Source organism: Stenotrophomonas sp. 3(2025), assembly GCF_052665395.1.
The window spans coordinates 1-18,265 of the sequence record NZ_JBQOIF010000028.1 but is presented as its reverse complement, the minus strand read 5'-3'; the positions used below and the strand labels follow the sequence as shown (position 1 = coordinate 18,265).

Annotated in this window: 16 protein-coding genes; 11 read left to right on the top strand and 5 right to left on the bottom strand. The window is 67.4% G+C overall.

Annotation, left to right across the window (positions count from 1 at the left end):
* The first annotated feature begins 39 nt into the window (after nucleotides 1–39).
* The 4 genes from lldR to ACUXVE_RS17590 all read left to right on the top strand — a co-directional run bounded on the left by lldR (nucleotide 40) and on the right by ACUXVE_RS17590 (nucleotide 4,591).
* Nucleotides 40–804: a transcriptional regulator LldR gene (lldR, locus tag ACUXVE_RS17605; RefSeq protein WP_032975263.1), complete on the top strand. Its 765-nt coding sequence runs from the start codon at nucleotides 40–42 to the stop codon at nucleotides 802–804.
* Nucleotides 805–808: 4 nt separating this feature from the next.
* Nucleotides 809–1,948, top strand: coding sequence for an FMN-dependent L-lactate dehydrogenase LldD (lldD, locus tag ACUXVE_RS17600; protein ID WP_033831370.1), 1,140 nt, complete (start codon nucleotides 809–811; stop codon nucleotides 1,946–1,948).
* Entirely contained in the window at nucleotides 1,945–3,651 is a 1,707-nt protein-coding gene (dld, locus tag ACUXVE_RS17595) for a D-lactate dehydrogenase (protein ID WP_445514884.1), read from the top strand. Before lldD ends, dld begins: the two co-directional genes overlap by 4 nt.
* A gap of 67 nt (nucleotides 3,652–3,718) precedes the next feature.
* Entirely contained in the window at nucleotides 3,719–4,591 is an 873-nt protein-coding gene (locus tag ACUXVE_RS17590) for a hypothetical protein (protein ID WP_445514883.1), read from the top strand.
* A gap of 49 nt (nucleotides 4,592–4,640) precedes the next feature.
* Here the strand turns inward: ACUXVE_RS17590 and ACUXVE_RS17585 are convergent, their stop codons facing one another.
* Nucleotides 4,641–4,934 (bottom strand): hypothetical protein, encoded by a 294-nt coding sequence (locus tag ACUXVE_RS17585; RefSeq protein ID WP_093819190.1) that lies wholly within the window; start codon nucleotides 4,932–4,934, stop codon nucleotides 4,641–4,643.
* Nucleotides 4,935–5,102: 168 nt separating this feature from the next.
* Between ACUXVE_RS17585 and ACUXVE_RS17580 the strand changes: the two genes are divergently transcribed.
* A complete protein-coding gene (locus tag ACUXVE_RS17580; RefSeq protein WP_445514882.1) occupies nucleotides 5,103–5,765 on the top strand; it encodes a decarboxylase in 663 nt (220 codons plus the stop codon).
* Nucleotides 5,766–5,833: 68 nt separating this feature from the next.
* Nucleotides 5,834–6,607: a CDP-diacylglycerol diphosphatase gene (locus tag ACUXVE_RS17575; protein WP_445514881.1), complete on the top strand. Its 774-nt coding sequence runs from the start codon at nucleotides 5,834–5,836 to the stop codon at nucleotides 6,605–6,607.
* Here ACUXVE_RS17575 and ACUXVE_RS17570 read toward each other — a convergent pair.
* Nucleotides 6,604–7,209: a GNAT family N-acetyltransferase gene (locus tag ACUXVE_RS17570; protein ID WP_093819196.1), complete on the bottom strand. Its 606-nt coding sequence runs from the start codon at nucleotides 7,207–7,209 to the stop codon at nucleotides 6,604–6,606. The genes ACUXVE_RS17575 and ACUXVE_RS17570 overlap by 4 nt on opposite strands.
* Before the next feature lie 219 nt (nucleotides 7,210–7,428).
* Here ACUXVE_RS17570 and ACUXVE_RS17565 point away from each other — a divergent pair, with 219 nt between their 5' ends.
* Nucleotides 7,429–10,155 (top strand): TonB-dependent receptor domain-containing protein, encoded by a 2,727-nt coding sequence (locus tag ACUXVE_RS17565; RefSeq protein ID WP_445514880.1) that lies wholly within the window; start codon nucleotides 7,429–7,431, stop codon nucleotides 10,153–10,155.
* A 55-nt stretch (nucleotides 10,156–10,210) separates the two neighbouring features.
* Here ACUXVE_RS17565 and ACUXVE_RS17560 read toward each other — a convergent pair whose 3' ends face one another.
* Nucleotides 10,211–10,852 (bottom strand): hypothetical protein, encoded by a 642-nt coding sequence (locus ACUXVE_RS17560; protein WP_223495368.1) that lies wholly within the window; start codon nucleotides 10,850–10,852, stop codon nucleotides 10,211–10,213.
* A gap of 184 nt (nucleotides 10,853–11,036) precedes the next feature.
* Here ACUXVE_RS17560 and ACUXVE_RS17555 point away from each other — a divergent pair, with 184 nt between their 5' ends.
* Nucleotides 11,037–12,197: an amidohydrolase family protein gene (locus ACUXVE_RS17555; protein ID WP_222389157.1), complete on the top strand. Its 1,161-nt coding sequence runs from the start codon at nucleotides 11,037–11,039 to the stop codon at nucleotides 12,195–12,197.
* 432 nt (nucleotides 12,198–12,629) lie between these two features.
* On the opposite strand, the gene ACUXVE_RS17550 is transcribed toward ACUXVE_RS17555, so the two are convergent.
* On the bottom strand, nucleotides 12,630–13,511 hold the full coding sequence (locus tag ACUXVE_RS17550) for a LysR substrate-binding domain-containing protein (protein ID WP_445514879.1): 882 nt from the start codon (nucleotides 13,509–13,511) through the stop codon (nucleotides 12,630–12,632).
* Nucleotides 13,512–13,605: 94 nt separating this feature from the next.
* Here ACUXVE_RS17550 and ACUXVE_RS17545 point away from each other — a divergent pair, with 94 nt between their 5' ends.
* Nucleotides 13,606–14,307: an ankyrin repeat domain-containing protein gene (locus tag ACUXVE_RS17545; protein WP_032975275.1), complete on the top strand. Its 702-nt coding sequence runs from the start codon at nucleotides 13,606–13,608 to the stop codon at nucleotides 14,305–14,307.
* 49 nt (nucleotides 14,308–14,356) lie between these two features.
* The gene (locus tag ACUXVE_RS17540; protein ID WP_445514878.1) at nucleotides 14,357–15,823 is read left to right on the top strand and encodes an amidohydrolase family protein; all 1,467 of its coding nucleotides are present in this window, start codon (nucleotides 14,357–14,359) and stop codon (nucleotides 15,821–15,823) included.
* A gap of 15 nt (nucleotides 15,824–15,838) precedes the next feature.
* On the opposite strand, the gene ACUXVE_RS17535 is transcribed toward ACUXVE_RS17540, so the two are convergent.
* Complete coding sequence (locus ACUXVE_RS17535) at nucleotides 15,839–16,768, bottom strand: LysR family transcriptional regulator (protein ID WP_025878522.1); 930 nt, start codon at nucleotides 16,766–16,768, stop codon at nucleotides 15,839–15,841.
* A gap of 94 nt (nucleotides 16,769–16,862) precedes the next feature.
* Here ACUXVE_RS17535 and ACUXVE_RS17530 point away from each other — a divergent pair, with 94 nt between their 5' ends.
* Nucleotides 16,863–18,056 (top strand): MFS transporter, encoded by a 1,194-nt coding sequence (locus tag ACUXVE_RS17530; RefSeq protein WP_445514877.1) that lies wholly within the window; start codon nucleotides 16,863–16,865, stop codon nucleotides 18,054–18,056.
* Nucleotides 18,057–18,265 lie beyond the last annotated feature (209 nt).

Here is an 18,265-nt window from a genome sequence, read left to right as displayed (position 1 = left end):
GCCGACCAACAGCGGCGTGCTTCGGGCCACAATGGCGCCATGAGCACACAACGGGTTTCGGACAAGGTGGCCGCGCAGCTGCGTGCGCTGGTGCAGGAACAGCAGTTGCAGCCGGGCGACAGGCTGCCGGCCGAGCGCACGCTGGCCGTTCAGCTGGGGGTCTCGCGCACTGCGCTGCGCGAGGCCATCGCGCAGTTGTCCAGCCATGGTCTGCTGACCGCGCGGGTAGGCGGTGGCACTTACGTGAGCGAGCCCGCCGCACGTGCGCGGCAGGCGCTGGATGAACCGCTGGTGCCGTACCTGCCGCTGTTCCAGGGGGACCCGGAATACCGCTTCGATGTGCTGGAAATCCGCCACGCGCTGGAAGGCGCCACGGCCTGGCACGCCGCGCTGCGCGCCACCGACGAGGACCGCGCACGCATCGCCCAGGCGTTCCAGACCATGATGGATGCGCATGGCAAGGACGACCCCGCCGGTGAGGCGCAGGCCGATGCGGCCTTCCACCTGTCCATCGCCGAGGCCTCGCACAACCTGGTATTGCTGCAGGTGATGCGCGGCCTGTTCGAACTGCTGCAGACCAATATCTCGCAGAGCCGCGAAAAGCTCTACACCTCGGCCAGGACCTTCTCGCCGCTGTCCGACCAGCATCGCGAAATGATGGATGCGGTGCTGGCCGGCGACCCCGAACGTGCGCGCGCCGCCGCGCATGCCCACCTCGAGTTCGTGCACACCACGCTGCGCACCCTCGATGACAACGAAGCCCGGCGTGCGCGGGCTTCACGTCTACCTTCCCCACACGGTTGACCCCATGATCATCTCCGCCTCCACCGATTACCGTGCCGCAGCCGAACGCCGGCTGCCGCCGTTCCTGTTCCACTACATCGATGGTGGCGCGTATGCCGAGCACACGCTGAAGCGCAACGTGTCCGATCTGTCCGACATCGCGCTGCGCCAGCGCGTCCTGCGCAACATGTCCGACCTGAGCCTGGAAACAGAGCTGTTCGGCGAGAAACTGGCGATGCCGGTGGCACTGGCACCGGTCGGCCTGACCGGCATGTATGCCCGTCGCGGCGAAGTGCAGGCCGCGCGTGCAGCCGACAGCCGCGGCATTCCGTTCACGCTTTCCACGGTGTCGGTGTGCCCGATCGAAGAAGTCGCCCCGGCGATCCAGCGCCCGATGTGGTTCCAGCTGTACGTGCTGCGCGATCGCGGTTTCATGCGCAATGCGCTGGAGCGCGCGCAGGCGGCCGGTGTAACCACTCTGGTATTCACTGTCGACATGCCGGTGCCGGGCGCGCGCTATCGCGACGCACACTCGGGCATGAGTGGTCCGAACGCTGCAATGCGCCGCATCGGCCAGGCCATCACCCATCCGCGCTGGGCGTGGGACGTGGGCCTGCGCGGACGCCCGCATGACCTCGGCAACATCTCCACCTACCGTGGCAACCCAACGGGCCTGGAGGACTACATCGGCTGGCTGGGCAGCAACTTCGATCCGTCCATTTCGTGGAAGGACCTGGAGTGGATCCGTGAGTTCTGGAAAGGCCCGATGGTGATCAAGGGCATCCTCGACCCGGACGATGCGCGTGATGCGGTGGCGTTCGGCGCCGATGGCATCGTGGTCTCCAACCATGGCGGCCGCCAGCTCGATGGCGTGCTGTCCACCGCACGGGCGTTGCCGGCCATCGCCGACGCCGTACAGGGTGACCTGAAGATCCTCGCCGATTCGGGCATCCGCACCGGCCTGGACGTGGTGCGCATGCTGGCGCTGGGCGCCGACACCGTGCTGCTGGGCCGCGCGTTCGTCTACGCTCTTGCCGCGCAGGGCGAGGCCGGCGTGGCCAACCTGCTGGACCTGATCGCCAAGGAAATGCGCGTGGCGATGACCCTGACCGGCGCGCATCGCATTGCCGACATCGGCCGTGATTCGCTGGTGCGCCTGCCATGAGTGATCGCAATACGGTGCTGGAACAGTTGCGTGCCGCGGTGGGGGACCGCCACGTACTGACCGGCGACAAGGCCACCCGTCGCTTTCGTCGCGGCTATCGCTTCGGTGATGGCCCGGTACTGGCGGTGGTACGCCCGGGCACGCTGCTGCAATTGTGGAACGTGCTGCAGGCCACGGTGCAGGGCGGGGCCGCGATCATCCTGCAGGCGGCCAATACCGGCCTGACCGGCGGTTCCACCCCGGACGGCGACGACTACGGCCGGCCGATCGTGCTGGTCAGCACCCTGCGCCTGACCGGCATCCAGCTGTTGAATGAAGGCCGCCAGGTGCTGTGCCTGCCCGGCGCGACGCTGGACCGGCTGGAGCAGACGCTGGCGCCACTGGGCCGCGAGCCGCACTCGGTGATCGGCTCGTCGTGCATCGGCGCCTCGGTGCTGGGCGGCATCTGCAACAACTCCGGTGGCGCGCTGGTGCGCCGCGGCCCGGCCTATACCGAACTGGCGCTGTATGCGCAGGTCGACGCGCGGGGTGAACTGCAACTGGTCAACCATCTGGGCATCGCGCTGGGCGATACGCCCGAGCAGATCCTGCAACGCCTGCAGAGCGGTGACTACAGCGCTGCCGATGTCAGCGACGGTGATGGCCGTGCCGCCTCCGATCCGCGTTATGCCGAGGAAGTGCGCAAGGTCGATGCCGATACCCCGGCACGCTTCAACGCCGACCCCAGTCGCCATTTCGAGGCGGCCGGATCTGCCGGCAAGCTGGCGGTGTTCGCCGTGCGCCTGGATACCTTCGAGAAGGAGGCTGCCGAGGTCTTCTATATCGGCAGCAACCGCACCGACAGCCTGACCGCGATCCGCCGCCAGCTGCTGACCGGCTTCGAGCGCCTGCCCATCGCCGGCGAGTACATCCACCGGGATGCCTATGACATCGGCGAGCGCTACGGCAAGGACAGTTTCCTGCTGATCGACACGCTCGGTACCGCGCGCGTTCCGGCCGCATTCGCACTGAAGAGCCGGGTTGATGGCTGGTTTGAGCGGCTGGGCCTGCGCGGTGTCACCGACCGCATGATGCAGGCGCTGACCGGCCTGTTGCCCTCGCACCTGCCCAAGCGCATGGGCGAGTTCCGCCAGCGTTACGAGCATCACCTGCTCCTGAAGGTGTCCGCACAGGATGCGGCTGCCACCGAGGCCTGGCTGCGCGGCTTCTTCAACGACCATGAAGGCGGCTACTTCCATTGCACGGCGGACGAAGGGCGCAAGGCCTTCCTGCATCGTTTCGCGGTGGCCGGTGCGGCGGTACGCTACCGCGAAGTGCATCGCGACCAGGTGCAGGACATCGTCGCGCTGGACATTGCGCTGCGCCGCGATGACGCCGACTGGTTCGAGCAGCTGCCGGCCGATATTGATGGGCGCCTGCTGCACAAGCTGTACTACGGCCATTTCCTGTGCCATGTGTTCCACCAGGACTACATCGCGCGCAAGGGGGAAGATCCGATGGCCATCGAGCATGCGATGTGGGCGTTGCTGGACCAGCGCGGCGCGGAGTACCCGGCCGAGCACAACGTCGGCCACCTGTATCCGGCCAAGCCGGCGCTGGCCGGCTTCTACCGCACGCTGGACCCGAGCAATACCTTCAACCCCGGCATCGGCCAGACGTCGAAGGCGAGAGGGTGGGGCAGCTGCGACTGCGACGGGCATTGAGCCGCAACGTGGCGCCTGCGCTACCATCGGCCCCTCGCAAGGACGTGCCGGTGCGCACAGGATGATCATGGTTTCCACGCGCATGGCTTACGCGGTGCTGTCCGTACTGCTGCTGGCATCGTCGTTGCCTGCAGCGGCGGACGTTGCGCCCGTTCAACGGGACGCGGCAGGCAACCGGCTGGAGACGCTGCTGCTGCAGGGCGGGCAGGGACCGGACGGCCCGGAGCGCTACTGCACTGCTGATGGCCAGTGGTGCGTGCAGGCGCTGCCTTCAGCGGGCGAAGACCAGCCGGCCTCGCTGGAAGTTGCCGAGCGCGCGGATGCTGAAGGCGAGCCGCAGATGCGCTACGTGCCCATCGACGTGGTTGACGATGGCGACCTGCGGGTCTGGCCCTTCATCGTGCGCCTGGCTCCCGGCGCCGGGGCAGCCCAGGCCGTGGCCGATCCACAACAGGCCGCATTGCAGAACGTGCTTGTCGGCGGTCTGGTGGAGGCCCGTGCGATGTATTCCGGCGGCGGTGCCAGCGCATCGACCCTGCACCTGGCGCGCATCCGTCATCTCGACGATGGCATCCAGGTGGACGCCGACGTGCTGTCCGTTGCGTGGTCGGCCAACAAGATGATCCGGGCCTGTTTCAGCGAGCGCGATTTTGATCAGCGTGCCGGCGCCTGCCATGACGAGTACAGCTTCGATGCGGAACTTGCGCTGGCAGCCGAAGCGCAGGACATGCCCGTACTGCGCTACCAGGCCGGGGCCACCAACTATCCAGCCGGGGTATCACCGCAGCGGGACTCGCTGGCCAAGGGGCGGTTGACGAAGAAGGACCTGCGCACCGAACAGGATGCGCAATGCAGCTACACGCGCACCTTTCGCTTCACGTCAGGGGCGTACCAGCCGGACCAGCCGCTGCCGGAGTGCTCGGCCTACACCGAGCCCTGAACCATGGAGCCGGGCGCAAGCCCGGCTCTGCGCAACGGCCGTGACGCGCTTACTCGCAGCGGGTGGCGGTGATGATGTTGTCCTTGTCCACGAACACGCGCAGGCGGTCCTGGCGGATGTCCTTGGTGGTGATGGTGGCCGGGCCGATGGGGTTGACCATGCCGGCGCCGCTTTCGCTGGACAGGCGGCGGATGTTCGGCTCGTTGGCCGGCTGGCCGATGGCCCAGCCCAGCTGGCTGGCATCGCAGCGGCCACTGCCCTTGACCTCCGGGCCGGGAGTGCTGACACAGGCCGACAGCAACAAGGCCGAGGCGGACAGCAACAGAGTCAGGCGGATGGTCATGCGGGCGCTCCTGCGCAGGGGATTGGCGGCACGATAGCACTGACCGCGCGAAACCCGGCAGCGTTCGGGTCATTGCCCGCGCGGCCGCCGCACTGCATAGTGGCCGGCGTTGCCGGTAACGTGCCGGCGGGCAGGCCGGGCCCCTCCGGTGCAGGTGTTGGGTCCGGTATGAGGTCAGGCAGTTTCCGTGGCAGGCAGAACGCAGTGAAGGCGACGGCAGTGCTGTCGTTGCTCTGCATGGCAGTGGCAGCCATGGCTGCCGAACCGGCGCCAGCGCCGGCGGCCGAAGCGCCGGTATTTGGTGGCTGGCGCAACCTGCAGACCGAAGCCGGTTACCAGCCGGCGCAGCGCAACCTGGCGTTCGCGATGCTGCCGCAGGCCGCAACCCGTGGTGATCGCTTCGCGATCCTCGACCGTGAAGGCAAGCGCACGGTGTGCTGCCTGCAGGTGGCCAGTGAGTCGCTGGGTGTTGCCGCGCTGCGCGAGCAGTACCACCTGCCGCAGGCCGGGGTGACCGATCTGAGCAACGGCCGCAGCCCCGCGCGCCCGTATCTGCCGCATGTCTATGCGATGCAGCGGGTGGATGAACTGGCCGATTATGGTTTCGCCGATGTTGCCGGTGCCTACAGCGACCTGGGCGGGCTGCTGCTGCCCGACGCTGCCGCGCTGGCTGCCGACGGCACCGAGGTGCGCGTGGGCGAGGGCCATTATCGCCTGCAGTTCCACCGTCAGCCGCTGGCCGATGATGACGGCGCACTGGACCGGTACACCCTGCAGGTGCTGCCTGCCGGCGCCCCGGTCGTGGTTGAAGTGCCGTTCGGCACCTACTGATTGCCACATCCCACTGGCTAGAATGGCGCGCGGCGCTGCCTGCGCGCCTGATCCTGCGAGTTGTTGCCGTGCGATTTCTGTTGCTGCCCCTGCTGTTGCTGGCCGGTTGTGCCAGCGTGCCCCCTGTGCCGCCACCGGCCCATTCGGATGCGCTGTGGCGCCTGATCGAACGTGATTGCCAGGGCGGACCGTCGCCACGCGGCGATTGCCTGCAGGTGCGCCCGGCCGTTGATCACCGCGACGTGCTGGTCAAGGACGCGCACGGCCGCTATCAGTTCCTGCTGATGCCGCTGGACAAGGTCAGTGGCATCGAAAGTCCCGCGTTGTACCGGCGCGGGGCACCCAATTACTTTGCTGCCGCCTGGCAGGCCCGCGCTCGTACCGAGCAGGCACTTGGCCAGCGGTTGCCGCGCAGCGTCGCCAGCCTGGCATTGAACTCGCCGCATGGACGTTCGCAGCACCAGCTGCACATCCACGTCGACTGCCTGCGCGCCGACGTGCTGCGGGCGCTGGAAGACAATCGCGCGGCCCTCGGCACGCAGTGGGCACCGCTGCCGGTACGGCTGCGCGGCCATCAATACCAGGCGCGGTTGCTGCCGGGCGAGGCGTTGACTGCCAATCCCCTCAACCTGCTGGCCTATGGCCTGAGCGGTGTGGACAGGGTTGGCCAATGGAGCCTGCTGGTGGCGGGGCACGAGGACGTGCATGGCGCGCCGGGTTTCATCCTGCTGGCCACGCAGCTGGATCCCGGCAGCGACAACGATGCCAGCGCCGAGGAGCTGCAGGACCATGCCTGCAGCGTGTTGACCGGCGCGGATGCTTCGCTGGAGCGGGTGCGCTAGTTCTCTGCTGACTGCCGTTGCCGCCAGGCAGGGGCTGTCAGGGCGTAGAGCTGGCGGTCCTGCCAGCCTTCGACATCCAGGTGGTGGTCGCGCAGCAGGCCTTCGCGCTCGAAGCCGATCGCCTGCAGGGTAGCGACCAGCGCGCTGCCTGCATCGGGCGGCAGCAGCACGAACAGGCGACGGATTCCCACCTGTTCGAACAGGAACGTGCACAGCGCCTGCAACGAAGCGTGCAGCTGCCGCCGCTGGGGACAGCCTGCGGCATGCAGCCAACGCAGTTCAACGCTGCGCGCATGCGCGCAATGCAGGCGCAGGTTCAACTGGTCCAGCAGCTCACCCGCTGCGTCGAAGCTGCCCAGCAGCAACTGATCGTTGTCGTGTTGCAGCTGCGAACGCTGAACACCGCAGAGGAAATGGGCTTCGGCATCGAAATGGTCAGGCGGGTTGCCGCTGCGTTCGACCTGACGATAGTGGTGACGCCAGGCGGAAAGGTCTGAACGCTGCAACGGCCGCAGCACCACAGGCCCGTGCTGGAGCAGCAGGAGGTGGCGGCGCAGCACCGGCCGCAGCGGTGGCAGGGAAGTAGGGAAATACCGGTTCATGGGGTGGGACGATGCCGCAGGCCGGCGAGGGGGAACAATGAAAGAAGTTGTAAATGCGGCGCGGTCGCTGGCTGCGGTCTGATTCGGTTCAGGCATAACGCCATCAAGCCTGGTCATTTCCGTTGCAACCATCCGTTCAGGACACTTTCGTTACGGGATCGTTATGCGCGCACCGTCGCCAGCGCCCCGGACCACCCGCCCAACTCCCCCAGGAAGCCCATGTCCGCCTCTTCCCTGGCGCTGCGCCCGCGTCCGCTGGTGCTTGCCTTGTCGTCCCTGATGCTGGCCTCGTTGCCGGCCTTCGCGCAGGAAAGCGCACCCACCTCATTGCAGGAAGTGAAGGTCACCGGCTCGCGCATCCCGCGTGCCAGTGTCGAGGGGCCGTCGCCGGTCACGGTGATCAGCCGCGAGCAGATCGATGCGCAGGGCTATCGCAATGCATTCGATGCGTTGAGCGCGCTCACCGAGAACACCGGCAACGTGCAGGGCGAGGACTTCGGCAATACCTTCACACCGGCGGCGAACACCATCAACCTGCGTGGCCTGGGCCCGAACCGCACGCTGGTGCTGGTCAACGGCCGCCGTCAGGCCGACTATCCGCTGGCCTACGAAGGCTCGGTGAACGTGGTCAACCTGGCCAACATCCCCAGTGCGCTGATCGAGCGCATCGAGGTGCTGGCCGCAGGGGCATCTGCGGTGTATGGCTCCGATGCCATCGCCGGTGTGGTCAACATCATCCTCAAGGACCGCTTCGACGGCGTGGACGTCAACGTGCGTGCCGGCGGCACCCAGCAGGGCGGTGGTGACAACCAGCGCGTGCAGGTTGTGGGAGGCAGCTCGGGCGACCGCTGGGAAGGCCTGTTCGGCTTCGAACTGGACGTGCGCAAGGCGATCCATGCGCGCCAGCGCGATTTCATGGATTCGCTGGACGATGACCCCACCGGCAAGGCGCCGCAGCCGACGGCCGTCGCCTATCGTCGCAATGCAGCCACCGGTCGCAACATCGATCCGGGCACCGCCGGCTGCGATGCGGCTTCGTCCATCTACGGTGGCAGCGTGCTGCGCGCCAACAACCCGCGCCAGGGCTGGTACTGCGGCAGCAACGAAGCCGCTGCCAGTTACTGGACCGTGCAGACCGAGAAGCGCAACCTCAACGGTTACGGCCTGCTGACCTTCCACGTCAACGACACCACCGACCTGTTTGCGGATGTCGCGCTGGGCAGCGCACGGATCAACAACAATACCCGCGCGCCCACCTGGACCTCGTCACGCAACTACTTCTACAACCAGAACACGGGCAACCTGGAGAGCTGGTACCGCCGCTTCGCGCCGGAGGAAATCGGCGGCCTGCCGCGCAATGCCAATCGCTTCCTGGAAAGCTCGTGGTCGTTCAACGTCGGTGCGCGTGGCCAGATCGGCGACAGCGGCTGGGACTACGAGGCCGTCTACAGCCGCTCGCGCTACGAGAACCGTACGCGCCGCCCGGTGCTGCTGGCCGGCATCAACGAGTACCTGCTGGGCCCGCAGCTGGGTGTGCGCAACGGTGTGGAGGTCTACGCACCAGACCCTGCGCGCCTGTTCCAGCCATTGACGCCCGACGAGTACGGCCGCCTGTCCGACTACCAGGAAAGCCGCAATGCCGCGTGGCTGCAGACCTTCAGCGCGACGGTCAACGGCCGCCTGTTCGCGTTGCCCGGTGGCGATGCCGCATTGGCCGCGGTGGTCGAAGCGGGCAGCCAGGGCTACCGCAACCGCCCGGACCCGCGCTTGGGCACCGGCGAATTCTGGAACACCAGCGCCGGCATCGGTGCTGGTGGCGAACGTGACCGCTATGCGGCCGGTGTTGAACTGCAGCTGCCGTTGCTGCAGTCGCTGACCACCACCCTGGCAGGTCGCTACGACCAGTACCGCGCCGGCGGCGAGCATATCGGCAAGGCGACCTGGAGCTTCGGTGTCGAATTCCGTCCGATCGAAAGCCTGCTGATTCGCGGCACCGCGGCCACCAGCTTCCGTGCGCCGGACATGAACTATGTGTTCGCCACCGAGACCCGAGGCTACAACCCCGGCATGACCGACTACTGGCGCTGCCGCACCGCCGGCCAGTCGTATGACAACTGCGACTACAACGGCCTGTCGATCGACTACAGCAACCGCGCCAACCCGCAGCTGCAGCCGGAGTCGGCCAAATCGTACGGCTTCGGCGTGGTCTGGTCGCCACTGTCCGGGCTGGATTTCAGCGCCGACTACTACGACATCCACATCGACAACGAAGTGACCAGCCTCGACACCAGCCGCATCCTGCGTGATGAGGCCGATTGCCGGCTGGGCCGCACCCTCGGCGGTGAAGCGCGCGACATCAGCTCGTCGCTGTGCCAGGACGCGCTGTCGCGGGTGATCCGCAACCCCTCCACTGCCAGCGTGCAGCCGGACCAGGTAACCCGCGTACTGATCAACCCGATCAATGCGGCATCGGAGTCGGTGCGCGGCATCGACCTGAAGGGCAACTGGCGCTTCGATGCGGGCCGCTATGGCCGCTTCACCACGCGCCTGGCCTACACCCTGGTGCTGGAGCATGAGTACAAGCAGTTCGCCGATGACGAAGTGCGCGACATCCGCAATTCGCTGGATGACTACCAGTGGCGCAGCAAGGCCAATGGCAGCGTCACCTGGAACCAGGGCGATTGGACCACGACGCTGTATGGCAACCGTTTCGGCTCGCTGCCCAAGACCGATGGCAGTGGCCGCATCGCACCGTACATGACCTACAACGCCAGCGTGTTCCGCCAGTTCGGCGAAAACCTGTCGGTGGGCGTGATCGTCAACAACCTGCGCGACAGCCGCCCGCCGGCGGACAAGAACGGTGGCGGTTGGCCGTTCTATCCGGTCGGCAACTACGACCCGTATGGCCGTCAGTTCTGGGTGCAGCTGGATTACCGGTTCCGTTAAGCGATGCAAAACGAAAGGCCCGGCATTGCCGGGCCTTTCTCTATCTGCGGGTGGATCAGGGCAGTGCCTGCGTGAGGTACGACTCGATGACGTAGCTGAAAGGCTGCTGCTGGCGGTCGCGCAGCAGCGCGCGCACTTCCAGGATCACACCATGGTCGCCTTCGCCGCGCGGCGGCCAGAACGTCTGGTCGGTCACGGTCTGGCGCTGGAAGCCCAGCGGACCGACCACGCGCCCGAACGGCTCGTCGGTCGTGTCCAGGACCTGGTTCATGGCCGGGCTGAGATGGTCGGGCAGGTACCAGTTGTCGGCCTCGGACAGCACGCGGCTGCCGCAGGCCAGCTGCACGCGCCGGTAACGCAGGGGCGTGGAGGCAGTGGCGCCCAGGGCCTGCAGCACGTCGGCCGGCGCGGTCTTGTCCTGGCCGTGCACACGCACGGCACGGACCCGGGCCTGCTCGGCCAGGCCGTGCTCGGCGCACCAGCTTTCCAGGGTGGCGGTGGCGCTCTGGCCGGCCAGCACGCGCTGGTGCAGTACCTCCACCAGCGCGGCGGAGGCAATCCGCTGCTGGCCCGGCGGCGCCTGCAGGGGCGCGCTGGCGCTGGCATCGGTGGCGGACAGGCTGGCGATCGGGGCAGCGGCCAGCAGGGACGCGGCCTGCCAGCGGCGCAGACGATCGTGGCGGTCGGACGGGCCCATGCGGCATCACAGCGGAAACAGGCGCCCATGTTACCCGTTCAGGCGTGTATCCGGCGTCCCTGCGGCGCACGGTCGCGGACGGGATTCATCGTGCCGGTGAATGCATGGCATGCAGATATTTCGTTGGCCGATGGACGCGGCGGCGGGCAGGATGGCGCCAGTGTTGGTTTTCCGGGAGAACCTGATGACCCTGCAGTTCGTCCATGGTGGCGTCGATCGCGACGGTGCCCCGCTGCATTTCCACATCCGTGATGGGCGGTTTGCCGGCATCAATGGCGACGATGCAGCCGTACAGGGAGCCGAAAGCGTCGATCTGACCGGCTTTACCCTGCTGCCTGGACTGGTCGACGGCCATATCCACCTGGACAAGAGTTTCGTCGGCGACCGCTGGCATCCGCATCAGCCGGTGAACAGCCTGCGCGAGCGTCTGGCGGTGGAAAAGGCCGCGATTGCCACCGCCGCACCCATGGCCGATCGTGCCGAGGACCTGATCCGCCAGTGCAGCGGATTCGGTACGGTGGCGATGCGGTGCCACGTCGACATCGATGGCAGCACCGGCCTGCGTCACCTGGAGGCGGTGCGTGAAGCGGCGCTGCGTTGTGCCGACATCATGCGCATCCAGTGGGTGGCATTCCCACAGGCCGGCGTGATGTCGTGCCCGGGTACGGCGGCCATTCTGGAACAGGCGATTGCTGCCGGGGTGGAGGTGCTTGGAGGCATCGACCCGAGCACGCTGGACGGGGATGCCGAAGGCCAGCTTGCGCTGTTGTTCGGGCTGGCCGAGCGCTATGGCGTGCGTCTGGACATCCATCTGCACGAGCCGGGCGAGACCGGGCTGGCGCAGCTGCTGAGGATCGCCGCGCGCACACGCGCGGCGGGCCTGCAGGGCAGGGTGGCGGTCAGTCACGCCTATGCGCTGGGCGAGGTGCCGTTGGCGCGGGCGCTGCAGGTGGGTGAGGCCTTGGCTGCCGCAGGCGTAGCGATCATGAGCAATGCGCCGGGCGACCATCCGTTCCCGCCGCTGCGTGCTCTGCACGACGCCGGTGTGCGCGTGTTTGCCGGCAACGACAACATCCGCGACTGCTGGTGGCCCTATGGCAATGGCGACCTGCTGCAGCGGGCGATGCTGCTGGGCTATCGGTCGGGTTTCTACACCGATGCGGACCTGATGCTGGCGCTGGACATGGTCACCACCCATGCGGCGGAGGTGATCGGGTTGCCGCAATACGGCATTGCAGAAGGTCGTCCGGCTACCTTCGTGGCGGTGCGTGCCGACCATGGCCCGGCGGCGGTGGCCGCAGTGCCGGCCGAGCGACGCGTGGTGGTCGACGGCCGTTGGCTGTAGCGCCCGGGCGGTGCCCGGTAGCACCTGGTAGTGCCGGCCGCTGGCCGGCAACCTCAACAGCAACAGCCGAAGCAACAGCGGCATGCCGTGGGAGGGCGGTGCGGTGTCGGATTGCGGGGACGCCGCAAGTACGTCCCTGTAGGCTCGGCAGCCGCATCCATGCGGCTGACACCCCGCAATCCGACACCGCACCGCCTCCGACAGTTTTCCCGGTAACCAGTAGATCCACGCCATGCGTGGATGAATCTCCATTGGAAATCGAATATCTCGAAAAGCATCCACGCGTGGCGTGGATCTACTGGTCGACCAAGGTCGACACCCACCCCGCCATCCCACAGGAAACCAGCTGTTGCTGTTGCTGTTGCCGTTGCCGTTGAGGTTGCCGGCCAGCGGCCGGCACTACCCATGCGGTACAGGGCGCAGCCCTGGCGACTATTCCGGCTCGCGCTGCACCTGGCGCCACAACTCGCTGGCCAGCGCACGCACTGCATCATCGGCATCGGCACGATGCAGCAGGCCGATCTCGTAGTTGTCGACAAGGGGCAGGTCGCGCTGCCCATCGATGATGCGGTGTTCGCGGTTGACCGCGCGCCGTGGCAGCAGACTGATGCCGATGCCGTCGGCCACCGCGCCCTGGATGCCGCTCAGCGAGGAACTGGTGAACGCGATGCGCCAGCGCAGGCCCAAGGCCTCGACGGCCTGGATCATCTCGTCGCGGTACAGCCCGCGCGGCGGGAAGGTGACCAGTGGCAGCGGGTCCTGCTGCAGGCTGCTGCTGCGCAGGCTGTCGATCCAGTGCATCGGTTCGCGCCGGCAGTGCACGGCCTGGCGGGTGTTGCGACGCTGCTTGACGAGCACCAGGTCCAGCTCGCCATGGTCGAAGCCATGGGCCAGATCACGGCTGAGGCCGCTGCTGATTTCCAGCTTGACCTGCGGGTGGCGGCGACTGAAGGCGGCCAGCATGCGCGTGGTCTGCGGGTTCACGAAATCCTCCGGCACGCCGATGCGCACCGCGGTCTCCACGGTGGCGCCGGCCAAGGCCTGGGCCAGTTCCTCGTTCAGATCCAGCATGCGCCGGGCATAGCCCAGCAGGGTGTGCCCGGCGTCGGTGGGATGCACGTCGCGGTGGCTGCGTTCAAGCAGGCGGTGGCCGGCAAGCTCCTCCAGGCGGCGGATCTTCTGGCTGACCGTGGACTGGGTTGAATGCAGACGGGTGGCCGCGGTGGTGAAGCTGCCACAGTCGGCGACCATCACCAGGGCCCGCAGCAGGTCCAGTTCGAACACTGTTCTATTCGATTTGGCACTGTCTTGCATTTGAACATTTCACTTCTGGATACCCGTGCCGACTTCTACCATGCAGGGCAGGGGCCGGCAATGGTCGGCGCCATTGCGCATGAGGAGAGTCACGATGCACCACCCTCGCTCCCGGCAGCGCCGTTCGGCATTGGCCCGCATGCTGCTGCTGTGCCTGCTGGCCATGGTCATCCCGGCGTGTACGGCGACGTCCCGAAGCGACGCCGATGCGCAGCTGCGCGATGCCGCCAGCCGCGGTGATGCCCGCGCCGTGCGCGAGGCACTGGATGCGGGTGCCGATCTGGAGGCGCGTGACGGCCAAGGCCGCACGGCCCTGCTGCTGGCCACCCACGGCAACAGCGTGGACGCGGCGCGGGAACTGATCGAGGCCGGTGCCGATGTCAATGCCAAGGACGCGATGCAGGACAGCGCGTACCTGTATGCCGGCGCGCGCGGCCTGGATGAGATCCTGGCGCTGACGCTCGCCCACGGTGCAGACCTGCGCAGCACCAACCGCTATGGCGGTACCGCGCTGATTCCTGCGGCCGAACGCGGCCACGTCGCCACCGTGCGTACGCTGCTGCGCGCCGGCGTGGCCGTGGATCATGTCAACCGCCTGCACTGGACTGCACTGCTGGAGGCGATCCTGCTTGGCGATGGCGGCCCGCGCCACGTGCAGATCGTACAGCTACTGCTGGACGCTGGTGCCAACCCCGAGCTTGCCGATGGCGACGGCGTAACACCGCTGGCGCATGCCAAGCAACGCGGCTACACCAACATCGAAACCCTGCTGCGCCAGCATGGCGCGACGCGCTGACACCCGCCCCTTCCACCCGCACGCTGCCGTGCCCACCAGGATGCCGTCCATGTTCCGTTCCCATCCGTTGTCCCTTGCCGTCCTTCTTGCCGTTGCACCGCTGTCGGCCTCTGCCGCCGAACGCGCCGATCTGCTGATCCGCAACGCCACGGTGGTCGATGTCGAGCACGCACGCAGCGTGCCCGGGCAGAGCGTGGTCATCCGTGGCGAGGACATCGTCGCGGTCGGTCCCGATGCGCAGCTACGCAGCCAGTGGAGCGCCAGCCGGCAGATCGACGCCAAGGGCAAGTACCTGATTCCAGGCCTGTGGGACATGCACGTGCATTTCGGTGGTGGTCCGGCGCTGGTGGAAGAGAACAAGGCGCTGCTGCCGCTGTACATCGCCCATGGCATCACCACGATCCGCGATTGCTCCGGTGATCTTCCGCAGCAGGTACTGCAGTGGCGCGGCGACATCGCCAACGGCACGCTGTTCGGTCCGCGCCTGCTGACCTCCGGTGCGAAAATCGAAGGCATCAAGCCGGTCTGGAAGGGCACCATCGAAGTGGGCAGCAAGGCCGACGCGGACAAGGCGATCGAGCGCCTGCAGCACGACAAGGTCGACTTCGTGAAGATCACCGACAGCACGCTGACGCCGGAGCTGTTCCTGTACTCGGCCAGCGCGGCGCGCAAGGCGGGTCTCAAGGCCTCGGGCCACATTCCGATGGCGTTGACGGTGGAGCAGGCCGTGGATGCGGGCCTGGCCTCGATCGAGCATCTGGACTATGCCTTCAAGGCTGGCAGCAAGGACGAGGCGCAGATCGCGGCCGATTTCGGCGCCGGGCGCATCGATCGCGCCGAAGCCAACCGCCGGCTCGACGCCAGCTTTGATCGCGAAACCGCGCTGCATGCCTACCGTGATTTCGCCAAGCGTGGCGTATTCGTGACGCCGACCCTCAACGGTGGCCGCATCCTCGACTTCCTCGACCAGGACGACCACGCCAACGACCCGTATCTGGCCTATATCGGCCCGGGCCTGCGCGCGACCTACACCTGGCGCATCAAACGGGCGGCCAAGGCCACCCCGGCGCAGATCGAGGCGCGCCATGCGCAGTACCACCAGGTGGCTGCGGTGCTGCCGCTGCTGCAGGAAGCGGGAGTGACGATCATTGCCGGTACCGATGCCGGCTTCCTCAATTCGTTCAACTACCCCGGCATCGGCCTGCACCAGGAACTGCAGCTGTTCGTGAAGGAAGGCCTGAGCGCACCGCAGGCGCTGTCGGCCGCGACCCGTTCGGGCCCGGCCTGGTTCGGCCAGATGCAGCGCTATGGCGGCGTCGCCACGGGCAAGGCGGCCGATCTGGTGCTGCTGACCGCCAACCCGTTGCAGGACATCGCTGCCACCGAAAAGATCGACAGCGTGATCCTGCGCGGTGATGTGTACGATCGCGCGGCGCTGGACAAGATGCTGGCCGACACCAAGGCAAAGGTCGCTGCATGGAATGCCGTGGCGAAGCAGGACCACGCTTCGCAGTGATGCGGCCGGTAGCGCCTAGCGCGGTGCCGGCCGCATGCCATGCAGCTGCGGCAGCGTGGTTTTCATCGCATCGATGAAGGCGCGCAGGCGCAGCGGTTGCTGTCGCGCAGCGGGGAACACCAGATGCACCGGCAGTGGTGGTGCCTGCCAGTCCGCTAAAAGCTGCACCAACCGGCCTTCGGCCAGATCCTCGGCCACCAGCCAGGCCGACACCACTGCGGCCCCCAATCCTGCACGTGCGGCCTGCTGCACCACGAACAGGTTGTCACTCAGCAGGCGCGGCGTGATCGACAGCGTGTGCGCACGGCCCTGCGCATCGTGCAGCAGCAGACGTTCGCGGTAGTAGGTGACCAGCGAGATCCACGGCAATGCCTGCGCCTGTTCGGGGGTGGTGATCGACTCCGCATCGGCCAGCGACGGTGCGGCCACGACAATGCGAGGTACTTCGGCCAGGGGCAGGGCAACCACGCGCGGCTCATCGACCGCGCCGACCCGCACCGCGCAGTCGATGCCTTCGGCGATGAAGTCCGGGCGGCGGTCCTCGAGGATCCATTCCAGGCTCAGTTGTGGATGCTGGGCCAGGAAGTCGAGCATGGTGGGCAGCAGCTGCGCCTGGCCGAACGCATGCGGCACCATCACCCGCAGGCGGCCGCTGAGCCTCTGTGTCTGCCCGTGCAGCTCGGCCTGCAGCGCTTCCCATTCGTCCACCACCCGCTGCGCATGGCGTTGGCAGCGCTGGCCGTCCTCGGTCAGCAGCAGGCCGTGGGTAGAGCGCTGCAGCAGGCGCAGGCCCAGCTGCCGTTCCAGGGCTTGAAGCCGACGGCTGACGGTGGGCTGGGTGGTGCCCAGCTGCACGGCGGCGGCCGAAAGGCTGCCGCTGTCGACGATGCGCAGGAAGGTACGCAGCAGGTCCAGGCGGTCGCCGCCTGATGCAAGGTCATTCATGCGCGTCGCGTATGTAAAGTATGTGATTTAGCCTACTACAGGCGATACACGAATGTGGGCACGCTAGGCTCCAATTCTCTCCCTGGTGTCCTCCATGCCCACTCCTTCGCTCTCCATCGTCTCTGCGCCCAGCGCTGCGCCCGCGCCATCACTGGTGGTGGCAATGGCCGCCGGCGCCGGCTTTTCGGTGGCCTCGCTCTATTACAGCCAGCCGATGCTGGGCCTGATCGCGCAGGATCTGGCTGCGGGCGAGCGTGCCGTGGGCCTGGTGCCGACCCTGACCCAGCTGGGTTATGCGCTGGGCATACTGCTGCTGGCTCCGTTGGGCGACCGCTTCGACCGGCGCAACCTGATCCTGCTGAAGTCGGTGCTGCTGGCGTTGGCTTTGGGGGCGGCCGCCCTGGCCGGCCAGTTGCCGGGGCTTCTTGTTGCCAGCCTGCTGGTGGGGCTGATGGCCACGCTGGCACAGGACATCGTGCCGGCCGCCGCAGTGCTGGCACCGGATGCGCAGCGCGGGCAGGTGGTGGGCAGGGTGATGACCGGCCTGCTGCTGGGCATCCTGCTGTCGCGCGTGGTCAGCGGCGTGGTGGCCGAAGCCTGGGGCTGGCGCGTGCAGTTCGGCCTCGCTGCGCTTTCGGTGCTGGCGATGGGGGCGGTGATGGCACGCGCACTGCCGCACTTCGCTGCGACCAGTACGCTGCGGTATCCGGCGCTGCTGGGTTCGTTGCTGGCGCTCTGGCGTGAGCAGCCGCAGCTGCGCCGCGCCGTGGCCAGCCAGTCGCTGCTGGCGGTGGGCTTCAGTGCGTTCTGGTCGACGCTGGCGCTGATGCTGCACGCACGGCTGGGCCTGGGCAGTGCCGCCGCGGGTGCGTTCGGCATTGCCGGTGCTGCCGGTGCATTGGCGGCACCGGTTGCCGGTCGTTTTGCAGATCGGTTGGGCAGCCCTGCGGTCGCGCGGTTGGCGATTGCCATCGCCCTGGTTGGCTTTGCGCTGTTGCTGGTTGATTCGTGGCTGCCGGCCGTGGCGCTGCTGCCGCTGCTGGTGGTCAGCGCGCTGCTGTTCGACTTCGGTTTCCAGTCGGCGCTGGTCGCGCACCAGACCCTGGTCTACGGCCTGGTGCCGCCGGCGCGCAGTCGCCTCAATGCACTGCTGTTCACCGGCATGTTCATCGGCATGGCTGGCGGCGGTGCGTTGGGCAGCCTGGCGCTGGCGCAGTGGGGTTGGCACGGCGTGGCGTGGCTGGCGACGATCTGCGCCGGTGGCAGCCTGCTGATCCGTCTGCGTTGAGGGTGGTTCGGCAGGGCTGCGCCCTGCACCTGCTGTGGTGCCGGCCGCTGGCCGGCAACCTCAACCGCAACAGCAACAGCAACAGCAACAGCAACAGCGGGTATTCCGTGGGGGGCGGGGCGGTGTCGGATGGCGGGGACGCCGCAAGTACGTCCTTGTAGGCTTGGCAGCCGCATCCATGCGGCTGACACCCCGCAATCCGACACCGC